Consider the following 25,797-nt stretch of genomic DNA (forward strand, 5'->3'; position numbering starts at 1 on the left):
GTTGCCAGAGAGCTCACCCGCCCCGGTTTCGGGCCACTCACGCGCCCGGCGGGTCGTTCACCTGGATGTGGCACGCTGTTCACAACACAATCCGGGTGCCACATCGAACAAGGGTGAACATGCCTGCCGACAAACCAAAGACGTCGCGCCACACCGAGGTTGAGCGCAAGTTCGACGTCGTCGAGAGCACGGTCTCGCCGTCGTTCGAGGGGCTCGCCGTGGTGTCCAGGGTCCAGCACGAGCCGACCCAACTCTTGGAGGCGGTGTACTACGACACACCGTCCCATGATCTGGCCGCCCACAAGATCACCCTGCGCCGTCGCACCGGTGGCACCGATGAGGGCTGGCATGTGAAGTTGCCCGCCGGACCGGATGCACGGACCGAGGTGCGGGCGCCGTTGGCCGACTCGGTGCCCGCGGACATCCGCGATGTCGTCGCCGCGATCGTGCGGGATCGTCCGCTGTCGGCCGTTGCGCGCATCACCACGAACCGGACGATCTCGCTGCTGTTCGGTGCCGATGACACACCGCTGGCCGAGTTCTGCGATGACCAGGTCAACGCGGCGGCATTGCAACCCGACAGTGAGCCGCAGACCTGGCGGGAATGGGAGCTGGAGCTGATCGGCGCGCCGCGCAAGGCCTCCGATCTATTGGACCGGCTGTCCAACCGACTGCTGGACGCAGGTGCGGTACCGGCCGGGCACGGGTCGAAGCTGGCACGCGTGCTGGCCACCGGTGAGCCGTCGGCAGCCGCCGCGGTCGAGGCGTCCGATCCGGTGCGCCGGGCGGTGGCCGAGAACGTCGCCGAGCTGTTGGTGTGGGATCGGGCGGTGCGCGCCGACGCGTGGGATTCGGTGCATCAGATGCGCGTCACCACCCGCAAGATCCGCAGCCTGCTGGCCGACGAGTCGTTCGGGTTGGCCAAGGATTCCTGGATCCTCGACGAGCTGAAGCTGCTGGCGGGCATCCTCGGGGTGGCCCGTGATGCCGAGGTGCTCGCCGAGAAGTACGAGAAGGCACTGGACTCGTTGGCCCCGGAGTTGGTGCGCGGGCCGGTGCGGGCTCGGCTGGTCGACGGTGCCAAGGCCCGCTATGCGGGTGGGTGGCGCCGGTCGTTGTCGGCGATGCGCTCGGAGCGGTACTTCCGCCTGCTCGACGGTCTGGACGAGTTGGTGGCCGCGCCGTCGGAGACCGCAGGGAAGTCCGGGTCGGAGTCGGCAGCGGCGAGCGTCTCGGCGGCATACAAGAAGGTGCAGAAGGCGGCGAAGACCGCCGCCGAGGACGGCACAGATGAGTCGCTGCATCGGATTCGCAAGCGTGCCAAGCGACTTCGGTATACTGCCTCGGCGATCGGTGACACCGCGGTGGAGGCCAAGGCCAAGACGATCCAGAGTCTGCTCGGTGACCACCAGGACAGCGTGGTGAGCCGGACCCATCTGCTGCACGAGGCCGACGCCGCGCATGCCGCCGGCGAGGACACGTTCACCTACGGCGTGCTGTATCAGAAGGAGGTCGAGGTGGCCCTGGAGGCCGAGGCCGGTATCGACGAGGCGTTGGCGTCGCTGAAGAAGGCCGTCAAGAAGTAGCGAGGGCGGACGAGTTGGCCTGTAAGCCGGATTCTGTACCGACCCTCCTGACGGAGGACCGATAGGCGACCATCCATCTGGACACACCGTCGCCGGGTGCCTCAAGCGGCCTACCCGCAAGCTCGGGCGAGCAGCCCTCGAACGCTCGCGCGACCGCAACCAGGTTGCGGCCTTCTTGGCCTTGCTTCGGGTGGGGTTTGCCTAGCCATCCCGGTCACCCGGGATGCTGGTGCGCTCTTACCGCACCGTTTCACCCTTACCGCCCTTGCGGGCGGCGGTCTGTTTTCTGTGGCACTTTCCCGCGGGTTGCCCCGGATTGCCGTTAGCAATCACCCTGCTCTGTGAAGTCCGGACTTTCCTCGAACCCCGGGTCGCCCCGTGGCCCGCGGCCGCCCGGCCAACTCGTCCGCGCGCGCAACGGTAGCACCACATCGCCGCTGGCCCACCATCGTCGGGCGGCGGAGGTGAGCGGACGCCAGAGCTTCCCGCGTCAGAACGGCGGGTCGCCGTCGAGGGCGATAGCGGTGGCGTTGCGGGTGCGTTCGGCGTTGATGCGGTATTGGCGGTCGTGTTGTCTGGTGCGTTGGCGTCGCGGGATGTCAGGTTCGCGGTCGCCGAGATTGCCGCGCTCCCCGATCAGGGTGATGTGCCGCGCTCGCGGGATCTCGACCTCAGATGTGTTGTGCCCGAACAGGACCGGCCCGAGCGGCATCGTCGTGTAGGTCTGTCCGGAAGGTGAGGTCCATTCGGTGGTGCCGTCGGGGTGGGCTTTCGGGGTCCACCCAACTTTCATGGTTTTCAGTAGGTGGTGTTCACGGCACAGTGGGCGCAGGTTGCCCGGGTGGGTCGCCCCGGCAGGCCAGGGGGTGACATGGTCCAGGTCGCAGCGCTGGGCGGGTTTTCCGCAGCCGGGGAAGCAGCAGGTCATGGCGGTCATGCGGACATAGGCCGCTAGTTTCGCCGAGGGTCGGTAGCGGGGTTCGGAGCCCAGCGCTGTGGGGTTGTTCAGGGGCCGGACTCTCGCGCCGCCGGCGATGAGTTCGGCCAGTAGGTGGGTGGGGATGATGGCGCCGTCCAGGGTGATACCCGCACCCAGTCGGGTGCTGGCGGCTGGGGCGGTAGGTGCGGCGGGCGTCGAGGGTGGCTGTGGTTCGGACTCGGGCGGCGTGGCCCTATCGGATTCCTGGCGTTCGTCCACCTCATCGGCATCGGGCGTGCCCGGTGCCGGACCCGACTCGGGCGTGGGCCCGGCATCCGGCTTCACCCCGTGCCCGCTCTCGGGTTCTTGTCCGGTGAGCACGTAGATGGTGACTGCACCGGCCCGGGGATCCTTGCCCGATCCGGTGCAGTCGGGGTTACCGCACAGGCACGTCAAGGTTTCGGCGCCGGCCAGGACGGCGGCCAGAGCGTCGGCGCGGCGTTCGGCCACGGTCCGCGGATCACCGTCACACACACCGTGGGCGAGGGTGGTGAGCCGGGCGTCGCTGATCGCGGCGTCGGTGGCGCGCATCCGTCCCCAGAACGACACCACCCCATCGGGGTCGTCACGGTCGCCGAAGTCGATATAGCGGTCGTTGGCCGCGGCCTTGGAGCGGATGACCGCGATCGGATCGAACTTACGCACCCAGAAGTCGACCGCCCGGATCAGCGCGGTCTCCGACAATGCGCCGTACTCGTGGGCGGTGCCGGCGATCCCGGCATCGATCAACCCCAACGCGTCCTCATCGCAGACCAGTTGGGTCCGCCAGGTGATCGCATTGATCACCTTCGCCGACACCAACCCCTGCGCGAACACCTCCGCAGTCCTTGGCAGCCGATCACGCAACGCCATCGCGATGCGCATCTGCGCGCTGGCGGCCCGCGGACCAATATTGCAGGCGGCACTGACCTCGGCCTTCGCGAGTGCCCACCCGTCGATCAACCTCAACGCCGACGACTCGTCTTCGTCCTCGCAGTGCCGTGCGGTCACCTCGGCCACCAATGCCAGCCGCCGGGCCGCCGCGGCCGCCTCGGCGCGGGTGGCATCGGTGACCGCGGCGATGAGCTCCTCATCGCTCAACCCCGACAACCCCGACCGTTCGAACATGTGTTCTATGCTACCCGCGCCCACCGACGCGACAAGGCCGATCGCGGCGCCTGTGGATAACTGCATCAGCCTCGTTCAGACGGCAAAATCAGCGCCGGCGCAGCACCATCACGTTGTCGGTCAAATGCCCCGGTTGCCCGTCCGGACCCACGGCGTCGCGAGCCACCGCCTCGACGCGCACCCGCTCCCAGTCCTCGCCAAGCTCCAAGCCGGCCACCACCTCCTCGGCCGACGGGAACTCGATGTGCTGATGGTTCGACCACGGCGGCGCATCGCCGTGATCGACGATCAGCAGCACCCCACCCGGCGCCACCGCCTCGGCCGCCCGCCGCAACACCCGCACCCGATCCATCGGCAGCTTCGAATGCAGGAACTGTGCCGATACCAGGTCGAACTGCCCGTCGGGGAAGCTGACCTCCAGATCGTGATGCTGAAAGTCGATGTGACTCAACAACTCCCCCGCATCCTGCCTAGCACGCTCCAGCGCGACCTCCGAGACATCGGTGGCCACCACCGACCAGCCGCGGGAGGCCAGCCACATGGCATCGGCACCCTCACCACATCCCAGATCCAACGCCCGCCCCGGCGCCAGTTCGGCGGCGATCTCGGACATCCGGACGTTCACCCGGCCGCTCCAGATCCGCTCGCGCTGACCGTAATGCTCATCCCAATGCTGCTGAGCGTCCGGAACCGGCCACGGCGGCACGGGCAGTCCTACTTCATCGGCAAGCAGGCTCTGCACGACCGCCGTTGCCGCCATGGACCCACTCGCCACGGCCGCGGCCACCTGAGGCATCTGCACACTGACATCGCCCGCAGCGAACACTCCGGGCACGGTGGTGCGTTGGAACTGGTCCACCACGATGGCATCGGCGGACACCGGCGTGGGCGGCGCAACGGCCACTCCCAGGTGCGCGGCCAGCGGCGAACGCTGGTGCAAGGTCGCCGCCACCAACACGCCCCGGCGAGCCAGCGGCGCACCCTCGGCGAACACGATCTCGGTCAGTTCACCGTTATCAGAACGGAACTCGGTCACCACCCGGTCGTCCACGACGATGCCGTCGGCGGCGGGCGCCGTCCCGCCATTGGTCAGCAGGACGACGTCCTCGCTCCAGCCGCGCAGCATCAGCGCCATGTGCACCGCCCGATCACCGTCGGCGAGCACGGCCAGCGGCTGATCCCGCATCTCCCAACCGTGGCAGAACGGGCAGTGGAAGGCCGAACCACCCCACAGTGCCTCCAGTCCGGGGATCTTGGGCGGCCGATACTCCATACCGGTCGCCAACAGAATGCGACGGGCACGTTCCCGGCCACCGTCGGCCAACTCCACGACGAAATGCCCGTCGTGAGCGGCGGCGCCGACGACACGTGACGACCGGAACTGCACGCTCGAATACTTCTCCAGCTCACGACGACCGTCGGCGTAGAGCTCGGCGGGCGGTCGCCCGTCATGGCCGAGCAGACCGCCGATTCCGTGGGCGGCCAGATTGCTCTGCTCACCCTCGTCGACGACGAGGGTGGCGCGGCGAGCCCGGCCGAGCACCAGTGCCCCACTCAGCCCCGCCGCTCCCCCGCCGACGACCACACAATCCCACACGTTGTCCATGGCATCGAGCTTGCCGACATCACCGCACAATGCCAAGCTGGTTTGCCATGGAGGCAAACAGCGTCGATGAGACGGTCCGCCGTCGGCTGAAGGATCTGCGCACCCGACAGGGGTTGACCCTGCAGGACGTCGCCGGTCGCGCGAACATCGACGTATCCACCTTGAGCCGGCTGGAATCCGGCAAGCGCCGCCTCGCGCTGGATCACCTGCCGCGGCTGGCCACTGCGCTGGCCGTCAGCACCGACGAACTGCTGCGCGAACCAGAATCGGAAGACCCGCGCGTCCGCGGCAGCTCACACACCCGCCACGGCGTCACGTATTGGCCACTGACCCGCGAGGGTGCGGTCGGCGGCAGGCACACCTTCAAGGTCCGGATCAGCACCAGACGCAGCACACCACCCACCGAGCTGCCGACCCACGAGGGCCAGGAGTGGATGTACATCCTCTCCGGCCGCCTTCGGCTGGTCCTTGGCGAACGCGACTTCATCATCAAACCCGGTGAGGCCGTACAGTTCTCGACCTGGACGCCACACTGGTTCGGCACCGTCGACGGTCCCGTGGAGGCGATCATGATTTTCGACGTCCACGGTGAACGCCTGCACCTGCACTCGGATTGAGCGTCTAGAGGTACGACGTCTGGTTCACCAACCGCACCGATGCCAGACCGTCGGGATAGAACTCGGCGATGCTCAAGGACGCCAGATCCAGATGCAGCCGGTACAGGATTCCCGAGCCGCCATCGAGCGCCAGGCGCAGCAGGGTCTTGATGGGCGTCACATGCGACACCACCAACACCGTGGAACCGGCGTACTCGGCGATGATGCGGTTGCGCGCGTCCCGCACCCGTTCGGCAACAGAATCGAAGCTCTCACCCCCGGGCGGGGTCACGCTGGTGTCGCGCAACCATCGGCGGTGCAGATCCGGATCCTGTTGCGCAGCTTCGCTGAAGGTCAATCCCTCCCAGGAACCGAAATCTGTTTCGATCAGTCCGTCGTCGACCGTCACATCCAGATCGAGCACCTTCGCCGCCGCCGCGGCGGTCTCCTGCGCGCGCTGCAGCGGCGAGCACAGCACCGCCGACACCGGGCCCATGGTGCCCAGATAGCGGGCAGCGGCATCGGCCTGGGTTCGGCCCAACTCGGTCAGCGGCGGGTTGCCCCGCCCCGAATACCGGCGCTCGACCGATAATTCGGTCTGCCCGTGGCGCAGGAGCAGCATCTGCGTCGGCTCGCCGCGCGCACCGCTCCAGCCCGGCGAGGAGTTCGGCACCGGCGCCGAATCCGCGCCGTCCATGGCCTCGTTGGCCAATCGGTCGGCATGCGAGTTCTGCTCCCGCGGGATCCAGGCGTACTGCACATCGGCGAAGCGTCGTGCCGCCTGGGTTGCTTCGCGGTGTAGCTCGAGGAGATCCGGGTGTTTGACGCGCCAGCGGCCCGACATCTGCTCGACGACGAGCTTGGAGTCCATGAACACCGCGACCTCGGTGGCATCAAGCTCGGCGGCCGCCTCAAGGCCGGCGATCAGTCCGCGGTACTCGGCGACATTGTTGGTGGCCCGGCCGATGGATTGGCACCGCTCGGCCAGCACCGCCGAGCGGTCGGCGTTGAAGACCACCGCGCCGTAACCGGCCGGGCCGGGGTTCCCGCGGGACCCACCGTCGGCCTCGATGACAACCTTCACGGACGGAACCGCAACAGGATCGCACCGCATTCCGGGCAGCGCAGGACATCGTCGTCGGCGGCCGCGGTGATCCGGGCGATCTCACCGCGATCGATCTCGATACGGCATGCTCCGCACCGCCTGCCCTGGAGCAAGCCGGCACCGGCACCGCCGCCCGCGCGCACCTTCTCGTACAGCGCCACCAGATCCGGATCCAGCTGGGACACCAGTTCCGCACGGCGCGTTCCCGAGACCTGGCGGATGTTGTCGAGATCGACCAAGGCAGCATCCCTGGCCAGTTGCGCGGCCGACAGCGCATTCTGCAGGGCGTCGATGCGGGCCAGCTCCTCGGATTGCTTGCGCTGCACCTCCTCCCGACGCTCCATGATCTCCAGCAGCGACTCCTCCAACGAGGATTGCCTGCGCTCCAGGGTTTCCAGCTCGTGCTGCAGCTCGCTGAGCTGCTTGGCGTTCACCGTGCCGGCCGCCAACAGCTCGCGGTCGCGGTCCTCACGCTGCCGCACCGAGTCGATCTCGCTCTCCAGCTTGCCGATCTGGCCTTCGAGATCTTCCAAAGCGATGGCCACCACGGCCAGTTGGTCATTGGCGGTCTGGTGCTCGGCGTGAATCCGGTCGAACTCCTGTTGCTCGGCAAGATTCTTCGCCCGATGCTCCACGCGACGCATCTCGGCGTCGAGCTCCACCAGATCCAGCAGCGAACGCTGCTGGGTGACTGCGGCTTTCATGATTGACGTCCTCCATCGATATTCCATGGATCGGTGCGCACGGAACTCACCCGCACCGGTAGATCTGTTCCGAAGTGCCCGCGCAGCAGAGCCGCGGCCTGGTGGCACCACGGGTATTCACTGGCCCAGTGGGCGACGTCGACCAATGCCACATCGGAGACGCGGCCGTGCTCATCGGCGGGGTGATGACGCAGATCGGCGGTCACATAAGCCTGCACGCCGGCGCGGGCCACGGTACCCAACAGCGAGTCCCCGGCACCTCCGCAGACGGCCACCCGGGACACCACGGCGTCGGCATCCCCGGCGGCGCGCACACCCCAGGTGGTCGACGGCAACGCGCCGGATACCCGGGCGACAAAGGCCGACAACGTTTCCGGCTCCGGCAGCGAGCAGATCCGCCCGATCCCCACATCGGCCGGCAACGGCGCCAGGGCGAACACGTCGAAGGCGGGCTCCTCGTAGGGATGCCCGGCCCGCAGCGCGGCGAGCACGCGTGCCCGCAGCGGCGCGGGTGCGATCACCTCGATGCGATCCTCGGCCACCTGCTCGACGGTGCCCACCGCGCCGATCGTCGGTGTCGCGCCCTCGTGGGGCAGGAACTGGCCCGTTCCGGAGACACTCCAGCTGCAGCAGGAGTAGTCACCGATCTGACCGGCACCGGCGGCGAACAGCGAATCACGCAGCGCCGCAGCGTGATCGGTGGGGACGAAAGCCACCCACTTGTCCAGGTCGGGACCCGACGGCACCGGTGAGAGCACCTCCTCGACCAACAGACCCAGCGTGTCGGCCAGCGCATCGGACACTCCGGGAGTGGCCGAATCGGCATTGGTGTGCGCGGTGAACAAAGACCGCCCGGTCCGGATCAGCCGATGGAGCAACGCGCCCTTGGCCGTGGACGCGGCGACGGTGTCCACCCCGCGCAACAGCAGCGGGTGGTGCGCCAGCAGCAGTCCGCCCCCGGGAACCTCGGCGGCCACCGCATCGGTGGCATCGACGGCGATCGTCACCGAGGTCACCGGCTCGTCGGGATCACCACACACCAGCCCGACCGAATCCCAATCGTGAGCAAGTTCGGGCGGATACGCGGCGTCCAGAACACCGATCACCTCGGACAGCGGCACACTCATCGGAGTACCTCCTGCAGTTCCCGCACCAGCTGCGGCCACTCCGGGCGCACGGCCACGCGCAGGTAGCCGCTCTCGAGGCCGACGAACGTATCGCAGCGGCGCACCGCAATCCCCTTCTCATCAAGGCGCTTTCGCACCAGCTCGGCGTCCACGACGCGCAACAGCACGAAGGGCGCCCGGCCGTCGAGAACGTCGATACCGGCCGCGCACAGTCCGCGCACCATCTCGCTGCGCAGCTGCGCGAGCCGCACCGCACCCTCATAGGCTTCGGCGACCGCGGCCGGTGCGCAGCAGGCCGTCACCGCCTCCAACTGCAGCGTGCCCAGCGGCCAGTGCGCGCGGTGCGCGGACAGCCGGGCCAGCACATCCGGGGCGCCGAGTGCGTAGCCCACCCGCAGGCCGGCCAGCGACCACGTCTTGGTCAGGCTGCGCAGCACCAGGACGTCGGGCAGCGACCGGCCCGCCAGCGACTCGGGCTCACCGGGCACGGCATCGGCGAAAGCCTCGTCGACGACGATGATGCGACCCGGGCGGCGCAACCCGAGAATGGCGTCGGCCGGGTGCAGCACCGATGTCGGGTTTGTCGGATTACCCACCACAACCAGATCGGCATCATCGGGCACCGTGCCCAAGGCGAAGGGCGGATCCAGCACGACGTGGGTGAACGGCACCGCGGCCGCGGCCAGCACGGCCTCCGGCTCGGTGAACGAGGGCGCGATCAGCGCCGCCAACCGCGGTTGCAGGTTCGGCAGCAGGGCGAACCCCTCCGCCCCGCCGGCCAGCAGCAGCACCTCCTCACGCGGTCTGCCGTGCCGGGCGGCGACGGCGTCGACGGCGCGGTGCACATCGGCTGCGCTCGGATAGCGGCCCAGCTCGGTCAACCGGGAGGCCAGCCGCTCGACGAGCCACGGCGGCGGCCCGCCGGCCCGCACATTGACCGCGAAGTCCAGCATCCCGGGGGCCACGGCCTCATCGCCGTGGTACCGCGCCGCCTGCCGGACCTCGTCTGCCACAGCACGACCCTAGTGCGCCGCCCAGGTGCACAGGTACATCGGCGACAATGGGATGCGTGACCGAGACCGTGCCTCACACCGTGACCAGCAGTCCGCAGCTGGTGCTGTTCGATCTCGACGGCACCCTGACCGACTCCGCCGAGGGCATCGTCGCCAGTTTCCGGCACGCGCTGACCACGGTCGGGGCCACCGTGCCCGACGGCGACCTGGCGGGCCGCATCGTCGGCCCGCCGATGCATCACACGCTGAACGCGATGGGGCTCGGGGCGCGCGCCGAGGAGGCGATGGCCGCCTACCGGGCCGACTACACGACCCGCGGCTGGTCGATGAACCGGGTGTTCGACGGCATCCCCGAGCTGCTCGCCGACCTGCAGCGGGCCGGGGTCCGGCTGGCCGTGGCCACCTCGAAGGCACAGCCGACCGCCCAGCGCATCCTCGCCCATTTCGGCCTCGACGACAGCTTCGAGATCATCGCCGGGGCGAGCCCGGACGGCAGCCGGGCCGCCAAGCACGAGGTCGTCGCGTATGCCCTTGAACGGCTGACCCCACTGCCCGAGCGGGTGCTGATGATCGGCGACAGGTCCCATGACGTGGAGGGCGCCGCCGTGCACGGTATCGACACCGTGGTGGTCGACTGGGGATACGGCGACGGCGACTTCGACGGTCCGGATGCGCCGGCCCCGCTGCGCCGGGTGGCGACGATGGCCGAGCTGCGGGAGGTGTTGGGTGTCTGAGACCGCGCCGCTGCATGTGACGTTCGTCTGTTCGGGCAACATCTGCCGCTCCCCGATGGCCGAGAAGATGTTCGCCCACCAGATCGAGGGACGCGGGCTGGCCGACCTGGTGCGCGTCACCAGTGCCGGGACCGGCGGCTGGCATGCCGGCGACGGCGCCGATCGCCGCACCAACGCCGTGTTGCGCGCGCACGGCTACCCGACCACCCACCGTGCCGCGCAGCTGGCCGACGACCACCTGGCCGCGGATATGGTGGTGGCGATGGGTCGCAACCACGCACGATTCCTCGCCGATATGGGCGTCCCGCCGGATCGGCTGCGCATGATGCGGGCCTTCGATCCGCGGTCGGGCGCGCATCCGCTCGATGTCGAGGATCCCTATTACGGCGGCCCGGAGGATTTCGAGGCCGTGTTCACCGTCATAGAGTCCGCGCTGCCCGGTTTGCACCAGTGGGTGGACGAGCGGCTGGCAGCGCGATGAAGCGGTGGGCCTTCCTGTTCCGGCCGCAGTGGCTTGCGCTCTACGTCGTGGTCGCGGCCTTCGCCTGGTTGTGTTTCACGGTGCTGGCGCCCTGGCAGCTCGGCAAGAACACCACCACATCGCGGGAGAACGCGCAGATCGCCGCCTCGCTGAACACCGACCCGGTGCCGGTGACCTCGTTTCTGCCGCAGCAGGATTCGTCCGCCCACGAGCACCAGTGGCAGCGGGTGACGGCGAGCGGTCACTATCTGCCCGAGGCGCAGGTGCTGGCCAGGTTGCGTTCGGTGGACGGCGCACCGGCCTACGAGGTGCTGGTCCCGTTCGTCGTCGACGGCGGTCCCACCGTGCTGGTGAACCGCGGCTATGTGAAACCGGAGCAGGGCACGGCGGTTCCGCCGATCGCCGACGCGCCGACCGGTCGGGTCGATATCACCGCGCGGCTGCGCGATCCCGAAGGTGTGGTGCCGGGTAAGGATCCGCTTTTCGCCGAAGGTGCCCGGCAGGTCTACACCATCAACCCGGGACAGATCTCCGAACTGACCGGAGTGCCGCTGGCAGGCTCGTATCTCCAGTTGGTGGAGAACCAGCCAGGAGGTCTCGGGGCGATCCCGCTGCCGATCCTGGATTCCGGCCCGTTTCTGTCCTACGGGATCCAGTGGATCGCCTTCGGCATCATCGCCCCGATCGGGGTGGGCTACTTCGTGATGTCCGAGGTGCGTATCCGGCGCCAGGAGAAGGCGGCCGCCGCCAGGGAGGCCCCGCCGGCGACCACGACATCCGAGCCAGAAGGCACCGGCGAGGACGCCGGGAAACCTACCGAGGCGCCGCCGCTGACCACCGAGCAGAAACTCGCCGACCGGTACGGTAAGCGACGCTGACCGCCAGCGCTGTCGCGCCGGCCTGCACTCTCTTGGACAACCTGCCCGCCCGGCGCAGGTCCGCCGCACCCGGCGGCGGCCCGTCGCCGAGTGCCGGGCGCATCTCGAGGCGGTGCGCGTACTGGGTCGGCCCACCGAGAGTCACCCCGAGCGCACCGGCGAAGGATGCCTCCGCGACACCGGCGTTGGGGCTGGGATGCTTGCCTGCATCACGCTGCCACGCCCGCCACGCACGGGTGGGTGCACCGGACACCGCGACGGTGATCAGCCCGGTCGCCCGCGCACCCAGATAGTTCACCACATCGTCGAATCGGGCTGCCGCCCAACCGAAACGCAGATATCGCGGTGACTTGTGCCCGATCATCGCATCGAGGGTGTTGGCACCGCGGTACACCAGCAGGCCGGGCACCCCGGCCACCGCACCCCACAGGATGGGGGCGACCTGGGCGTCGGAGGTGTTCTCCGCCACCGATTCCAGTGCGGCGCGGGCCAGCCCGTCGGCGTCCAGCGCGGCCGGGTCACGGCCACACAGCGACGGCAACAGGCCGCGGGCACCGTCGATATCGTCGGCGTCGAGCAGATCCGCGAGCCGACCACCGGTGCGCGCCAACGACGTGCCACCGAGCACCACGTAGGTCGCGGCGGCGGTGGCCGTCGCCGTCCATATCGGACCGCGCCGAGCGGCGGCCCGCTCGACGACGGCACCGAGGGCGCCCAGCGCGGCGAGCAGGGTGGCGGTGTGCACGGCGCCCGCGGCGCGGTTGTCCGCATAGCTGCGTCGCTCGACTGCCGCGGCGGCCGTGCCGAACAGGGCGACCGGGTGGCCGCGTTGCGGATCGGTGAAGATCAGGTCGGCCAGGTATCCGACGGCCAGACCAGCGGCACGGGCGGGACCTCGGTGCGCACTCACGTCGGCAGCGTCTCACACCGCCGACGTGTCCGTGCACACGGGCCGGTGCCCTCGGCTCGGACGGACTTCTGCATACAGGCTAACGCTCACGCCGAAGCGCTGGCACGACTTTCATATCCGACGCATAGATTCTGTAATTGGTTCGACGTCAACGTATTTGAGAATTCTATGCGTCCAGTGTCCGGCGGTGGCAACGGCCATACGGTGAGAGTCGTAAGCCAGTTCCCCACCGCTACAGGAGAAGTCATGAACACGTTCGCCTTCACCGCCGCCACCATCGCCGTCGCACTGACCCCGGCAATACCACTGGCGGCCAACGCAGCCGCCGCCGGCCCAACCGGGTCGAGCGTCGCGCAGACCGTCGACGACCTGCGCGCCCAGGGCTACAGCGTCCAGGTCAACGGCGCGGGCCGCAGCGGATCGCTGGCCAACTGCTCGGTCAGTTCGATCCGTGAGCGCAAGAGCCTCGGCGCTTCTGTGAAATCCGTGTACGTCCACGTCAACTGCCCGCTGGGATACGACAACCGCTGAGTGGGTATCCGACCCGGCATGTTCAACAGGGTCATCCAGCTCGCCGAGGGTATCGGCGGCATCGTCGGCCTCAGATCAGGCACCGAGGAGCCGTTCTACCTGGTCGAAGGTCGTGTCGGCCGAGCCGAGATCCGGCGCTATGGGCCGCGCATCGCTGCTCAGACCGCCGTGTCCGGCGACGGGCAGGACGCCCGCAGCACCGGATTCCGGCGGCTGGCCGGTTACATCTTCGGCGGCAACGATCGATCCGACACGATCGCCATGACCGCCCCGGTCGCCCAGTCCGCCGCCGACGGCGGGTCCATGATCCGCTTCTACATGCCGTCCAAGTGGTCGCTGGACACTCTGCCCGAACCCGAGGACGGATCGGTCACCGTCGTCGAGATCCCCGGCGAACGCTATGCCGTGCTGAGCTTCACCGGTGATCGCAGCCCGGCGGCCGTGGCCGCCAGGTCCGCCGAGCTGCTGGCCGAACTCGACGGCAGCGAGGTCAGCCCCGACGGTGAGCCCATCGCGTGGTTCTACGACCCGCCGTGGACGGTGCCGTTCCTGCGGCGCAACGAGGTGGCGGTGCGCCTCGTGGCGTGACTTGATTTTTGATGGTGGGCGCGGACGGTATCGAACCGCCGACCGCTGGCGTGTAAATCTATGACCGCTCGTCTAGGCCATGTCGCGCCGTGGCGTCTTGTCTATGAAAACGCCAGTTCAACGGCATGATTTTGTCTAGCAGGTAACTGCCCGTATCTACTCGTTAAGGCGCGTCTTGGCCTACTCTCGGCCTAGCGGGGGGTCGGATCGACCAAGCGTTCGACAGCGGCTGGACTAGCCAGATTGGCAGGCCCGCTACCCGGACATCATGTTGCCGCCAGCGCCGCCGAGCGCCCCGATTGCCACCTGGGACAGCGCGCCAGTCAGCCAGAGCCCCACCTTGGCAGCACGGCTCCGTTCCTCCTCGGGGCGAGTGTCGTCAGCCGCGACGGCTTCGAAGGCGGCGACCAAACGCTCCAGTTGTCCCTCGGGCGTCGGCCACTGGCCAGCGACGCGAAGCGCCTCAGCCGTCGGTGCTCCCACCAGCAAGATGCCGCCGCCGAACGCCCCGCTGGTCTTCTCGAAGTAGGGCTGTAGGTTGAGCACCCGCAGCGCACGCTGGACGGTCTCTGCATCGAAACCGCACTCCTGCTCGATCTGGCGCGGCTTCATGGTGCGCCCAGTCCGCTCGTAGATGTCCACTGCCGCTCTGAGTACGGGCAGGTCGCGGTTGTGCCATGTGTCCTCGGTCATGGCCGGGAGTATGCCAAGGGCCACCGACAACTCAGGCCGACGGCGGATCGGCGTTGTCCGCCCTGAGCGCGGCGATGTCCTGGTGAGGTGTCCGCCAGACCTCCGGGTCGAGAGCATCGGGTCCGACGGTGGTGAGGTCAGCCGGAATTGGCACCCCGACCTCCGAAACGCGTACCTCCACAGGCTCGTCAACCGTCGTGTTAGTGACCACTACGGGCTCGTTCAGCACCTCGGGGGCCACCGTCAGCAAGCCCTTGTCGATCAGGCCCTTGATCATGATGCTGGTGTAGATCACCCGGTCGCAGATGCGAGCGATTCCTGGCGCAGCGGCGTGGTACCTCTGGTCGATATCGAGGTCGCGGATAACCGCAGACCTGGGTGATTTCGCATGGATCACGTCACCGTACAGCCACGCATACATCAGCTTCCGGTCGGTTATGGTGCCGCTGGGAGTGGCGACCCAATACGCCTGTGCGTCCAGGTTGCCGTCGATTGCGTTCCGCCAATAGCTCTTCCACCAGTCCAAATCGATCTCGTCATTGAGAACGTCGGTACCGACCAGCTGCTCCAGCGCGTTCAGGGCATTTTCGTAGTAGATCGGCTCGCCGCTGAGGATCATCGGTCGGACACGGCTCGCTAGCGACTCCAGCGCCTCCTCAGGTGGGTACTCAGCTTTACGCCGATGGCTCTCCTCCCCGGTCTTTGTGTTCACCGTGACCACGATGGTGATCGCGCCAGAATTGAGCTTCATCATCAGCGCGGCCTGCTCACGGATTAATGAGTGCGCCATCACCCGCCGGGTGCGCAGAATGAATCCCTCGATGATGGTCTGCGGAGAGGGTTGGGGGGCCATGGACGAAACTGTACGACCGGCCTTCGACATTTCCACCGCGCTACGCCTCGGTGAACGTCGGTACCCACCGGCACCCCGCCGGGGTGCTTGGCGGCCAACGTCTTCACGTACTGGTCCAGGTACCCGTCCAGCACGGCGGTATCGGTGGTGGCCAACTCCAGGTTTGGCGGTCTGGAGGGAACTGACCCCTCGTGGTCCTCGGGGTGATGCCGTCCGGCATGTGCGAGTCGAAGCCACTTCTCGCGCCGGGCGGCATCACTGCATTCACGGGTCAATCACATTGCGGCCTGACGGTGTTCGCTGTCAGGTAGGCGTAGACATCAGCCACCCGGTACCGGATGCGCTGAGCGATACGCACGTAGGGCAAGCCGACACCACGGTGCCGGTCGGCCCGCAATGAGGCGGCCTTCACGCCGATCTTGGCGGCGGTCTGCTTCTCGTCCAGGAACTCCGGAGCGGTGAGCGCCGTGGTGGCCATGTCGGGGTCCTCTCTTGTGTGGTTGAGACCTGCTGTGTTTTCAGAAGTTACGGGGCGACCGTGCAGACCCTCGGCGTCTCAAGATGGCGACGTTGTGCCCAACCAAGCCTCTGGCGTCGGCGGCGAGTCCGGTAGCAGTCGGGGCGCTCACGCTGCACCGCCCCCGACCTGGGTGCTCTCCCCCTCCAGCATCTTCAACAGCTTGGAACTGGGTACGCGCATCCGCGTGCTGCCAAGCCTGATCACGGGCAGGTGACCGGTCTTGACCATCGTGTACGCGAAGGCCCGCGAAACCCCCAGGGGACAAACGCGGACGGCGTAGCGCCGAGGTGCTGGCCTGGCTGCGAGACCGGCCCGAGGGCACCAGCTTCGGGGAGATGTACGCCGAATTCGGCAACGCCGGGGAGAAGGCACTGGCGCGACTGCTGGCCTCGGGTTTAGTTGTCCGCCCGGCACGCGGGCGTTACGCCGCAGCCGAGTCCGCCGATCCTGAGCGCCCAAAGGTGGCCGGTGGCGTCAGTGCGCGGACCATCGTCACCATGCTGGTGGTGTTGTCGTCGGCGCTCGATGACGCAATGGCCCAGGGCCTCGTGGCGCGCAACGTCGCCCGGCTGGTCAAGCGGCCCAAGGTCACCGCCGCCGAGATGGCCACGTGGACACCGGAGCAGGCCGCCGCATTCCGCGCCTACGTTGCCGGTGACCGCCTGAGCGCGTGCTGGCTGCTGACGTTGGCTGGGCTGCGCCGGTCGGAGGTTCTGGGCCTGCGGTGGGATGACGTGGACCAAGACGCTGCCACCGTGACCATCGCCCAGGGCCGCGTCGTCGTTGGCGGCGGCACGGTAACCGGTGCACCGAAGTCCACTCGGTCGGCGCGGACGCTGCCGATGCCGCGCGAGGTGCTGACGGCCTTGCGCACTTTCAAGACGCGCCAGGCCGAGGAGCAACTGGCCCTCGGTGCGGACTGGCCCGACACCGGCCTGGTGGCGGTCAATGCCGACGGTTTCCCCATCCGGCCCGAGACCTACTCCAAGGCCTTCACCGCTCACTGCGTGGCGGCCGGGGTGCCTGTGATCCGACTCCACGATGTCAGGCACACCGCCGCCACCATGCTGCTCGATGGGGGCACCACTCCTTCGGCAACAGCCAAGTGGCTGGGCCATGACCCGGCCATCACGCTGCGGGTGTACGGACACGTCTACGACGATGCTCTGGCCTTAGCAGGTGATGCGTTACTTGGCCGATCCCGGAGTGTTAGCAGCGATTAGCCGAGGCTTCTCGGGGGCTGCCGATACGCTCGTGCCGTGGTGCGGATGCAAGAGGTCTTTGGGATGGGTGCCGACGTGGGCAGCCCTTCATACGTCAACCGGGGCAGACTCGATGAGCGATTCAAGAACGCGTTGGCTTCCCGCCGCCATATCGCGATACACGGCGGCAGCAAGCAGGGCAAATCTTGGCTGCGAGAGAAGGGGCTTGCCGACCCCGAGACGATCATCTTGCAGTGCGTGCCAGGTTCGACGCCCGAATCTCTCATCCGAGAAGCGCTCGGACGACTCGGAGTTGAGGCCAAGCTTAAGCGAACGACGACCCAAGAATTCGAGGGAAAGCTCGACTTTTCAGGCGCGGCCGAGCTGGGAAAGATACTGGCGAAGGCGAAGGCCGAAGGTACGGTCAGCGGCTCTGCCGGTCGAGGCTCAGAGACCGAGTACGAACCTATTGGCAAGTCACCAGCAGACCTTTCGTGGGTTTCCACCACAATCGCAGCATCTGGCAAACGCCTTGTACTAGAAGATTTCCATTACCTAGACGAGCGCGTGCAGAAGGACCTTTCTTTTCTGCTCAAGGCGATGGGCGAGTACGGGCTCTACGTGATCGTCGTCGGAGTCTGGCCGAAGGACCACCTCCTCACTTACTACAACGGCGACTTGGAGGGGCGCGTCGAAGATATCCATCTGACTTGGAGCGACGAGGAGCTCGCCAAAGTGGTGAGGCAGGGATGCAACGCGCTCCGCATCCGCATTCCGGAGGGCGTGATCGACGAGCTCGTTCGCGAAGCTTCCGGCAGCGTTGGATTGGTCCAGCGCCTTGCGGAGCAGCTCTGCCGAGCCGAAGGGATCGAGGAAACCACGTCAGGTTGGTCCGGCACTCCCACTATCGGATCCCGCGAGACCCTCGACATCGCGAAACGTGCCGTAGCGGAACAAATGGAAGGCAGGTTTCAGACCTTCGCCGACAACTTCGTTCGCGGGATGCGGCGGTTGCCTGAGGGCCTAGAGGTCTACAAGTATCTGCTACAGGCAGCTTCCGACGCCTCCGATCATGACTTGTCCGAAGGTATTGACTCGGCGGCCTTACTCGCATCCATCGATGAACACGGCGGTCATGCAATTCGGCTCTCTGATCTCACGCAAGCTTTGGATCGCATCGACCGCCTGCAAGTCAAGATTGAGGTGAGGCCGTCAGTCCTCACCTACAGCAAGGCCAGTCGCAAATTGTTCCTTGCGGACCGAGCGTTCCTCTTCTTCCGCCGCAATGGCGAGCCGCGGTGGCCGTGGATGGCGGGAGAGCCCGAAATCACGAACGACCTTTCAGACGGCAACCCGCTCGTCATTGATGATTTCGAAGACGGATCGGCGTAGACCCATCAGGTTGGACACTGACCTATTCGTGGCCTACCGGGGGGTCGGCCGCCAGGTTTCGACTAGATCCAAAACTAGCCCCTACCAGGGGATTTGAATGGTGGGCGCGGACGGTTTCGAACCGCCGACCGCTGGTGTGTAAAACCAGAGCTCTACCACTGAGCTACGCGCCCCGTCGCAGGCAACTTACACGCCGTGCCCGCATGCGGAGAAATCCCGGCCGACAGACGTCCTCACCAGCAGTCCTAACCCAGCGCGGCCAGCGCCCGCCGCCAATCGGCCTGATCGCGCGCGACGCCCGGCTCCTTGCACTCGGCGAACCGGATCACCCCGGCCGAGTCGACGGCGAAGGTGCCCCGGTTGGGATAGCCGGTGTCGGGGTTGAACACCCCGTAGGACTGCGCGACGGCGCCGTGCGGCCAGAAATCGGCAAGTACCGGGAAGGTGAACCCGTTCTCGTTCGCCCAGGTCTTGTGCGTCGGGGGCGGCCCGACCGAGAGAGCGAGCACCGCGCGGTCGTCGTTCTGGTACTCCGCCAAACGCTGCTGGATCTCCCCGAGTTCACCCTGGCAGATCGGGGTGAAGGCCAGCGGGAAGAAGACCAGCAGAACCGCACGGGGCCGCAGCGCGGACAACGTGACGGGACGACCGTTGTGGTCCTTGAGCGTGAAGTCCGGTGCGGGGGTCCCGACCTGGAGCACGGTTACCGCCTGCCGGCGGCCTTGGACTTGGGCTGCACCAGCCGGCTGGCGATCCAGCCACCCAGGTTCGCCGACGAGGTCTGCATCAGGCCCGCGGTGGGCGCGGACTCCGCGATCTCGGCGGGCTGCACATGACCGGGTTTACCGGTCTTGGGCGTCACCACCCAGATGACTCCGTCGTCGGCCAGCGGCGCGATGGCGTCCATCAGCCGGTCGACAAGGTCCCCGTCGTCGTCGCGCCACCACAGCAGCACCACGTCGACCACCTCGTCGGCGTCCTCGTCGAGCAGTTCACCACCGCTGGCGTCCTCGATATCGGCCCGGATGTCGTCGTCGGTGTCCTCGTCCCACCCCAACTCCTGGACAACCTGGCCCTTCTCGATGCCCAGACTGCGGGCGTAATTGGGGTCAGATTCCTTCCCCGCCGCGACCACCTTTGTCCTCCTCCTGATGTTTGATGTTCCGCAAATACGCGTGACGCCTATCGTCGCACGTCGTGTCCTGTCAGCCGCCCTCCTGGGCGCAACTTCGGGTCAACTTTTGGTCAACTTCGTTCCGATACCCGTTACAAGACCCGTCTAAATGCCCGTCAATATGCGGCATCGCAGAGGTCCAGGACCAGCGTTCGGGAATCGTTCAGCCGGTTGATCGCGTCGTTGAACGGACTGGGACCGATATCGTCGGCGATCGCCGCGGACACCGCACGCGCGGCATCGGCCCAGCCCAGCAGCGCGTCGCGCAGGTCCGGGCGCAGCGGGTCGGAGATGCTGCCCGTTACCACGTCGGCGCTGGTGTTCAGCGCGGCGATCGCGGGCCGGGCCGAGGCCGCGACATCGGCATTGGCGTTGCGGGCGTCGACATAGGCATTGACCGACGTGATGGCATCGGCACTGCTGGAACTGACCGCCTCGCACGAGGTGTGCACGGCCTCGCGGGTGATCGACGACTGCCGGGAGGCTTCCTTGGAACTGGACACCGCCGATGATTCGGCGGCCGACGCCGATACCGAGGCCTGATAGACCGGTGCGTCCGCGGTGTCGACCGTGGCGGTACCGCCGACCGTGCTACTGCAGCCGACCACCCCGACCGCGGCACCCAGCGCGCAGATTGTCGCCAGGCCACCCCGCCAACTCATCAGCATCGCCCTCGAACCTACCGCCTCGCCCACCGGATCGCCGGATCATTCGACGAGGCCACCCCGCACGGTGACGTCGGGCACGATAGGGGGAGGATATGAGCTGCCACAAGCACCAGATCCACCCCTTGAAAGCACCTTCTACCGAGGAGCCGTAGTTGACCACCGAGTTCGCGCGCCAAGACCTGGCCCAAAACTCTGGCACTGCAGGCGAAACCGATCGGGTCCGCGTGATCCGTGAGGGCGTCGCCTCCTATCTGCCCGATATCGATTCCGACGAAACCGCCGAGTGGCTGGAGTCGTTCGACCAGTTGGTCGAGCGGTCCGGTCCGGCCCGTGCGCGCTACCTGATGTTGCGACTGCTGGAACGCGCGAGCGAGCAGCGTGTCGCCATCCCGGCGCTGACCTCAACCGATTACGTGAACACCATCCCGACCGAACTGGAGCCCTGGTTCCCCGGCGACGAGGACGTCGAACGACGCTACCGCGCCTGGATCCGGTGGAACGCGGCCATCATGGTGCACCGCGCGCAGCGCCCGGGAGTCGGTGTGGGCGGCCACATTTCGACCTATGCCTCGTCGGCCTCGCTCTACGAGGTCGGCTTCAACCACTTCTTCCGCGGCAAGGCCCACCCCGGCGGTGGCGACCAGATCTTCATCCAGGGCCACGCCTCCCCCGGCGTCTACGCCCGCGCGTTCCTCGAGGGCCGCCTCACCACCGACCAACTGGACGGCTTCCGCCAGGAGCATTCGCATACCGGCGGCGGGCTGCCCTCCTACCCGCACCCGCGGCTGATGCCCGACTTCTGGGAATTCCCGACGGTGTCGATGGGCCTCGGCCCGATGAACGCCATCTACCAGGCGCGGTTCAACCACTACCTGCACGACCGCGGCATCAAGGACACCTCCGATCAGCACGTGTGGGCATTCCTCGGCGACGGCGAGATGGACGAGCCGGAGTCGCGCGGCCTGATCCAGGTTGCCGCCAACGAGGGCCTGGACAATCTGACCTTCGTGGTGAACTGCAACCTGCAGCGCCTGGACGGCCCGGTCCGCGGTAACGGCAAGATCATCCAGGAGCTGGAGTCCTTCTTCCGGGGCGCCGGCTGGAACGTCATCAAGGTGGTGTGGGGCCGCGAATGGGATGCCCTGCTGCATGCCGATCGCGACGGCGCGCTGGTGAATCTGATGAATACGACGCCCGACGGTGACTACCAGACCTACAAGGCCAACGACGGCGCCTACGTGCGTGATCACTTCTTCGGCCGCGATCCGCGCACCAAGGCGCTCGTCGAGCCGATGACCGACCAGGAGATCTGGAACCTCAAGCGCGGCGGGCACGATTACCGCAAGGTGTACGCCGCCTACCGGGCGGCCATGGAGCACAAGGGCCAGCCCACCATCATCCTGGCCAAGACCATCAAGGGTTACACGCTGGGCCAGCACTTCGAGGGCCGAAACGCCACCCACCAGATGAAAAAGCTTGCGCTGGAAGACCTCAAGACCTTCCGCGATGTGACCCGGGTGCCGATCACCGACGCGCAGCTGGAGAAGGATCCCTACCTGCCGCCGTACTACCACCCCGGACCGAACGCCCCGGAGATCCGCTACCTGCTGGACCGCAGGCGCACCCTCGGCGGGTTCCTGCCCGAACGGCGCACCAAGGCCAAGCCGCTGACGCTGCCGGGCACCGACACCTACAAGGCGCTGAAGAAGGGCTCCGGCAAGCAGCCGGTGGCCACCACCATGGCGACCGTGCGCACCTTCAAGGAACTGTTGCGCGACAAGAACATCGGGCCGCGCATCGTGCCGATCATCCCGGACGAGGCGCGCACCTTCGGGATGGACTCGTGGTTCCCCAGCCTGAAGATCTACAACCGCAACGGCCAGCTCTACACGGCCGTGGACTCCGAGCTGATGCTGGCCTACAAGGAGAGCGAAGTCGGCCAGATCCTGCACGAGGGCATCAACGAGGCGGGCTCGACGTCCAGCTTCACCGCGGTGGGTACCTCGTACTCCACCCAGAACGAACCGATGATCCCGATCTACATCTTCTATTCGATGTTCGGGTTCCAGCGCACCGGCGACGGACTGTGGGCCGCCGCCGACCAGATGGCGCGCGGGTTCGTCCTCGGCGCCACCGCGGGACGCACCACGCTGACCGGTGAGGGTCTTCAGCACGCCGACGGGCATTCGCTGCTGCTGGCGTCGACCAATCCGGCGGCGGTCACCTACGACCCGGCGTTCGCCTACGAGATCGCCTACATCGTGGAAAGCGGCCTGAAGCGGATGTACGGGGAGAATCCGGACAACGTCTTCTTCTACATCACCATCTACAACGAGCCCTACGTGCAGCCCGCCGAACCGGAGAACTTCGATCCCGAGGGCGTGCTGCGCGGGATGTACCGCTTCCGGCGTGCACCGGAGAAGCGCACCAGCACCGCGCAGATCCTGGCCTCGGGCGTGTCGATGCCGGAGGCCATCAGGGCCGCGGACATGCTGGCCGACAAGTGGGATGTTGCCGCCGACGTGTGGTCGGTGACCAGCTGGGGCGAGCTCAACCGCGACGGTGTGCAGACCGAGAAGCAGCGGCTGCGCCACCCCGACCGGGAGGCACCGACGGCCTATGTCACCAAGGTGCTCGCCGATGCCACCGGACCGGTGGTGGCGGTATCGGACTGGATGCGCGCAGTGCCCGAGCAGATCCGGCCCTGGGTGCCCGGCACCTATCTGACGCTGGGCACCGACGGATTCGGTTTCTCCGACACCCGCCCTGCGGCGCGGCGCTACTTCAACACCGACGCCGAGTCGGTGGTGGTTGCCGTGCTGGAGGCGCTGGCCCGCGACGGCGAGATCGATCCGTCGGTCGCGATCGCCGCGGCCAAGGAGTATCGCATCGACGATGTCCAGGCCGCCGAGGTCTCCTACGCGGACACCGGCAGCGCCTAGTTGTCGCGTGTGGAGCCCCGCCCGCAGCGAAAAAGGGCGGGGCTCCACAAACGCGACGGTAAAATTTTAGAGGTGCCCGACAATTCCTTCCCCGAGCCGCGTTCTCCGCTCACCATCCTGGAGGGCGTTCCGGAGTCGCTGCGCCGTCGGCTGAAGCAGTACTCGGGCCGACTCGCCACCGAGACGGTGCAGGCCATGCAGGAGCGGCTGCCGTTCTTCGCCGACCTGGAGGCCTCCCAGCGCGCGAGCGTGCAGCTGGTGGTCCAGACCGCCGTCGTCAACTTCGCCGAGTGGCTGCACGACCCTGGCAGCGACCTCGGCTACACCGCCGAGGCCTTCGCCCTGGTGCCACAGGATCTGACCCGTCACGTCGCGCTACGCCAGACCGTGGACATGGTTCGGGTGACCACGGAGTTCCTCGAGGAACTGCTGCCGATGCTCGGCCGCAACGAAGAGCAGACCAAGGCCCTGACGGTCGGCATCCTGCGCTACAGCCGTGATCTGGCGTTCGCCGCCGCGGCGAGTTACGCCGACGCGGCCGAGGCGCGCGGGGCCTGGGACACCCGGATGGAGGCCAATATCGTCGACGCCATCGTGCGCGGCGATGCGGGCAGTGGGCTGCAGTCACAGGCGGCCGCGCTGAACTGGGACGCGACCGCTCCGGCCACCGTCATCGTCGGCACCCCGCGTCCGGATCGCATCGATCTGGCCATCGGTGACGTGCATGCCGCAGGCAACCGGCACAACCGGGCCACCCTCTCCGATGTGCACGGCACCTGGCTGGTCGCCATCGTGGCCGGATCGCTGTCGCTGACCGACCGCTTCCTCGCCGACCTGCTCACCGTCTTCGACGACGGACCTGTCGTCGTGGGACCGACCGCGATGAGCCTGTCCGGCCTGCACCGCAGCGCCGCCGAGGCGATCGCGGGCATGCATGCCGTAGCGGGTTGGAGCGGCGCCCCGCGCCCGGTATCGGCCCGCGAACTGCTTCCCGAACGCGCGCTGCTGGGTGACGAGAACGCCCTGGCCGCGCTGGAATCCGAGGTGATGCATCCCCTCGCCGATGCCGGTCCGGCGCTGACCGAGACGCTGGACACCTATCTCGATTCGGGTGGTGCGATAGAAGCGTGCGCTCGCAAATTGTTCGTTCATCCAAACACCGTGCGCTATCGACTGAAACGGATCGCCGACTTCACCGGGCGTGATCCCACCGTCCCCCGCGATGCATACGTCCTGCGCGTCGCCACCACCGTCGGCCGGCTACAACGTGACCTGGGCCACTTCAGCACGACAAATGGCAGTACAACGGGGCCGGTGGGGCCGCTGGGGACCCGTTGGTCGGGACCTCTGCGGTAAGTGGATATCGCGCCGAGGTCACGTCCCGGTCGCTTCACGTGCTGTTTTGTAGAAACTCCACAAAAGAATAAGACAAGGTTCATAATCTCTTACACGGCGCTATGAGCGACTCACAGTGTTTTCTTAATCCCGTGCTTGCTTTGCTTGCTCCCGGCCAGGGATCCCAGACGCCCGGCATGCTCACCCCCTGGGTGGAGCTGCCCGGCGCCGTCGACCGTCTGACCACATGGTCGGATATCAGTGGACTGGACCTCGTGCGCCTGGGAACCACCGCCACCGCCGAGGAGATCACCGATACCGCGGTGACCCAGCCGCTGGTCGTGGCCGCCACGCTGCTGGCCTACGAGGAGCTCACCAAGCGTGACGGCCTGGCAGGCAAGGACGCCGTGGTCGCAGGACATTCCGTCGGCGAGATCGCCGCCTACGCCATCGCCGGCGTCATCTCCGCCGATGACGCGGTCAAGCTCGCGGCCACCCGTGGCGCCGAGATGGCCAAGGCCTGTGCGCTGGAGCCCACCGGTATGGCCGCCGTGCTCGGCGGCGACGAGGCCGAGGTCCTGGCGCGGCTGGAATCCCTCGACCTGATCCCGGCGAACCGCAATGCCGCCGGCCAGATCGTCGCCGCCGGTGCCGTCGCCGCGCTGGAGAAGCTTGCCGAGGATCCCCCGGCAAAGGCGCGGGTGCGGGTGCTGGCCACCGCCGGCGCGTTCCACACCCACTACATGGCACCGGCCGCCGAGGGGTACGCCGCCGCCGCGGCTCAGGTGGCGACCGACGAACCGACCAAGACGCTGCTGTCCAATGCCGACGGCAAGCCCGTGACCGACGCCGCCGACGCCATGACCAAGCTGGTCGCCCAGATGACCCGCCCGGTGCGCTGGGACCTGATCAACGAGACCCTGCGCGGCATGGCGGTGTCGGCGCTGGTCGAGTTCCCGCCCGCCGGAACACTGGTCGGTATCGCCAAGCGCGAGCTCAAGGGCACGCCGACCAAGGCCATCAAGGCCCCCGAAGACCTGGACGGGCTCGCCGAGCTCTGACCCGGAGTACGA

The 25,797-nt window shown here is 67.4% G+C and carries 25 protein-coding genes, 1 tRNA gene and 1 other RNA gene; 12 read left to right on the forward strand and 15 right to left on the reverse strand.

The genetic code is table 11. The annotated features are described in order from the left end of the window. The first annotated feature begins 119 nt into the window (after positions 1–119). Positions 120–1,586, forward strand: a complete 1,467-nt coding sequence (locus tag IC40_RS0120060) for a CYTH and CHAD domain-containing protein (RefSeq protein WP_030136471.1) — start codon at positions 120–122, stop codon at positions 1,584–1,586. Positions 1,587–1,592: 6 nt separating this feature from the next. Here IC40_RS0120060 and rnpB read toward each other — a convergent pair. The 3 genes from rnpB to IC40_RS28505 form a co-directional block, all read right to left on the reverse strand. Continuing rightward, positions 1,593–1,991: RNase P RNA component class A (rnpB, locus tag IC40_RS26950), an RNA gene on the reverse strand. 85 nt (positions 1,992–2,076) lie between these two features. After that, positions 2,077–3,672, reverse strand: a complete 1,596-nt coding sequence (locus IC40_RS0120065; protein ID WP_036470411.1) for an HNH endonuclease signature motif containing protein — start codon at positions 3,670–3,672, stop codon at positions 2,077–2,079. Between the two features lie 88 nt (positions 3,673–3,760). After that, complete coding sequence (locus tag IC40_RS28505; protein WP_030136473.1) at positions 3,761–5,278, reverse strand: bifunctional NAD(P)/FAD-dependent oxidoreductase/class I SAM-dependent methyltransferase; 1,518 nt, start codon at positions 5,276–5,278, stop codon at positions 3,761–3,763. A 47-nt stretch (positions 5,279–5,325) separates the two neighbouring features. Here IC40_RS28505 and IC40_RS0120075 point away from each other — a divergent pair, with 47 nt between their 5' ends. Continuing rightward, a complete protein-coding gene (locus IC40_RS0120075; RefSeq protein ID WP_019513363.1) occupies positions 5,326–5,895 on the forward strand; it encodes a helix-turn-helix domain-containing protein in 570 nt (189 codons plus the stop codon). Positions 5,896–5,899: 4 nt separating this feature from the next. Here IC40_RS0120075 and IC40_RS0120080 read toward each other — a convergent pair whose 3' ends face one another. Genes IC40_RS0120080 through cobC form a run of 4 tightly spaced genes read right to left on the reverse strand, consistent with a single transcriptional unit; the run spans position 5,900 to position 9,763 of the window. After that, positions 5,900–6,958, reverse strand: a complete 1,059-nt coding sequence (locus tag IC40_RS0120080) for a bifunctional RNase H/acid phosphatase (RefSeq protein WP_030136474.1) — start codon at positions 6,956–6,958, stop codon at positions 5,900–5,902. Further along, positions 6,955–7,683: a zinc ribbon domain-containing protein gene (locus IC40_RS0120085; RefSeq protein ID WP_030136475.1), complete on the reverse strand. Its 729-nt coding sequence runs from the start codon at positions 7,681–7,683 to the stop codon at positions 6,955–6,957. The genes IC40_RS0120080 and IC40_RS0120085 overlap by 4 nt, the downstream gene beginning before the upstream one ends. Next, on the reverse strand, positions 7,680–8,810 hold the full coding sequence (locus tag IC40_RS0120090) for a Nif3-like dinuclear metal center hexameric protein (protein ID WP_030136476.1): 1,131 nt from the start codon (positions 8,808–8,810) through the stop codon (positions 7,680–7,682). The genes IC40_RS0120085 and IC40_RS0120090 overlap by 4 nt, the downstream gene beginning before the upstream one ends. After that, the gene (gene cobC, locus IC40_RS0120095) at positions 8,807–9,763 is read right to left on the reverse strand and encodes an Rv2231c family histidinol phosphate aminotransferase CobC (RefSeq protein WP_411431655.1); all 957 of its coding nucleotides are present in this window, start codon (positions 9,761–9,763) and stop codon (positions 8,807–8,809) included. The genes IC40_RS0120090 and cobC overlap by 4 nt, the downstream gene beginning before the upstream one ends. Positions 9,764–9,870: 107 nt before the next feature. On the opposite strand from cobC, the gene IC40_RS0120100 reads away from it, so the two are divergent. From IC40_RS0120100 to IC40_RS0120110, 3 genes are read left to right on the forward strand one after another with little or no spacing between them, the layout of a single operon-like run. Further along, positions 9,871–10,557, forward strand: a complete 687-nt coding sequence (locus tag IC40_RS0120100; RefSeq protein ID WP_030136478.1) for an HAD-IA family hydrolase — start codon at positions 9,871–9,873, stop codon at positions 10,555–10,557. Further along, complete coding sequence (locus tag IC40_RS0120105; protein WP_030136479.1) at positions 10,550–11,038, forward strand: low molecular weight protein-tyrosine-phosphatase; 489 nt, start codon at positions 10,550–10,552, stop codon at positions 11,036–11,038. Before IC40_RS0120100 ends, IC40_RS0120105 begins: the two co-directional genes overlap by 8 nt. Then, the gene (locus IC40_RS0120110) at positions 11,035–11,916 is read left to right on the forward strand and encodes an SURF1 family cytochrome oxidase biogenesis protein (protein WP_030136480.1); all 882 of its coding nucleotides are present in this window, start codon (positions 11,035–11,037) and stop codon (positions 11,914–11,916) included. Before IC40_RS0120105 ends, IC40_RS0120110 begins: the two co-directional genes overlap by 4 nt. Here the strand turns inward: IC40_RS0120110 and IC40_RS0120115 are convergent. After that, positions 11,852–12,826 (reverse strand): cobalamin biosynthesis protein, encoded by a 975-nt coding sequence (locus tag IC40_RS0120115; protein ID WP_030136481.1) that lies wholly within the window; start codon positions 12,824–12,826, stop codon positions 11,852–11,854. The genes IC40_RS0120110 and IC40_RS0120115 overlap by 65 nt on opposite strands. Positions 12,827–13,072: 246 nt before the next feature. Here IC40_RS0120115 and IC40_RS0120120 point away from each other — a divergent pair, with 246 nt between their 5' ends. Together IC40_RS0120120 and IC40_RS0120125 are read left to right on the forward strand one after the other, a co-directional pair. Next, positions 13,073–13,357, forward strand: coding sequence for a hypothetical protein (locus tag IC40_RS0120120; RefSeq protein ID WP_051644394.1), 285 nt, complete (start codon positions 13,073–13,075; stop codon positions 13,355–13,357). 18 nt (positions 13,358–13,375) lie between these two features. Continuing rightward, complete coding sequence (locus IC40_RS0120125) at positions 13,376–13,945, forward strand: SOUL family heme-binding protein (RefSeq protein ID WP_030136483.1); 570 nt, start codon at positions 13,376–13,378, stop codon at positions 13,943–13,945. A gap of 255 nt (positions 13,946–14,200) precedes the next feature. Here the strand turns inward: IC40_RS0120125 and IC40_RS0120130 are convergent, their stop codons facing one another. From IC40_RS0120130 to IC40_RS0120140, 3 genes are all read right to left on the reverse strand, one after another. Continuing rightward, complete coding sequence (locus IC40_RS0120130) at positions 14,201–14,638, reverse strand: hypothetical protein (RefSeq protein WP_030136484.1); 438 nt, start codon at positions 14,636–14,638, stop codon at positions 14,201–14,203. Between the two features lie 31 nt (positions 14,639–14,669). Further along, a complete protein-coding gene (locus IC40_RS0120135; RefSeq protein WP_051644395.1) occupies positions 14,670–15,491 on the reverse strand; it encodes a hypothetical protein in 822 nt (273 codons plus the stop codon). Between the two features lie 271 nt (positions 15,492–15,762). Beyond that, on the reverse strand, positions 15,763–15,969 hold the full coding sequence (locus tag IC40_RS0120140; protein WP_030136486.1) for a helix-turn-helix domain-containing protein: 207 nt from the start codon (positions 15,967–15,969) through the stop codon (positions 15,763–15,765). A gap of 329 nt (positions 15,970–16,298) precedes the next feature. Here IC40_RS0120140 and IC40_RS26640 point away from each other — a divergent pair, with 329 nt between their 5' ends. Both IC40_RS26640 and IC40_RS0120155 read left to right on the forward strand, forming a co-directional pair. Beyond that, positions 16,299–17,234, forward strand: a complete 936-nt coding sequence (locus tag IC40_RS26640; RefSeq protein WP_234411532.1) for a site-specific integrase — start codon at positions 16,299–16,301, stop codon at positions 17,232–17,234. A 36-nt stretch (positions 17,235–17,270) separates the two neighbouring features. Further along, positions 17,271–18,605: a hypothetical protein gene (locus tag IC40_RS0120155; protein ID WP_138158215.1), complete on the forward strand. Its 1,335-nt coding sequence runs from the start codon at positions 17,271–17,273 to the stop codon at positions 18,603–18,605. A 98-nt stretch (positions 18,606–18,703) separates the two neighbouring features. Here IC40_RS0120155 and IC40_RS0120160 read toward each other — a convergent pair. The 4 genes from IC40_RS0120160 to IC40_RS0120175 form a co-directional block, all read right to left on the reverse strand. Continuing rightward, positions 18,704–18,778, reverse strand: a tRNA-Val gene (locus IC40_RS0120160). Between the two features lie 72 nt (positions 18,779–18,850). Beyond that, a complete protein-coding gene (locus tag IC40_RS0120165) occupies positions 18,851–19,306 on the reverse strand; it encodes a peroxiredoxin (RefSeq protein ID WP_030136489.1) in 456 nt (151 codons plus the stop codon). A gap of 2 nt (positions 19,307–19,308) precedes the next feature. Beyond that, positions 19,309–19,740, reverse strand: a complete 432-nt coding sequence (locus IC40_RS0120170; protein WP_019513346.1) for a DUF3052 domain-containing protein — start codon at positions 19,738–19,740, stop codon at positions 19,309–19,311. Between the two features lie 155 nt (positions 19,741–19,895). After that, positions 19,896–20,441, reverse strand: coding sequence for an Rv2240c family protein (locus IC40_RS0120175; RefSeq protein WP_396869105.1), 546 nt, complete (start codon positions 20,439–20,441; stop codon positions 19,896–19,898). A 158-nt stretch (positions 20,442–20,599) separates the two neighbouring features. On the opposite strand from IC40_RS0120175, the gene aceE reads away from it, so the two are divergent. From aceE to IC40_RS0120190, 3 genes are all read left to right on the forward strand, one after another. Then, positions 20,600–23,389, forward strand: coding sequence for a pyruvate dehydrogenase (acetyl-transferring), homodimeric type (aceE, locus tag IC40_RS0120180; protein WP_030136491.1), 2,790 nt, complete (start codon positions 20,600–20,602; stop codon positions 23,387–23,389). Between the two features lie 72 nt (positions 23,390–23,461). Continuing rightward, entirely contained in the window at positions 23,462–24,745 is a 1,284-nt protein-coding gene (locus tag IC40_RS0120185; RefSeq protein WP_030136492.1) for a PucR family transcriptional regulator, read from the forward strand. Positions 24,746–24,876: 131 nt separating this feature from the next. After that, positions 24,877–25,785 (forward strand): ACP S-malonyltransferase, encoded by a 909-nt coding sequence (locus IC40_RS0120190; RefSeq protein ID WP_081843495.1) that lies wholly within the window; start codon positions 24,877–24,879, stop codon positions 25,783–25,785. The last annotated feature ends 12 nt before the right edge of the window (positions 25,786–25,797 follow it).

Source organism: Mycolicibacterium neoaurum ATCC 25795 (assembly GCF_000691525.1).
In the GTDB taxonomy this organism is placed as follows: domain Bacteria; phylum Actinomycetota; class Actinomycetes; order Mycobacteriales; family Mycobacteriaceae; genus Mycobacterium; species Mycobacterium neoaurum.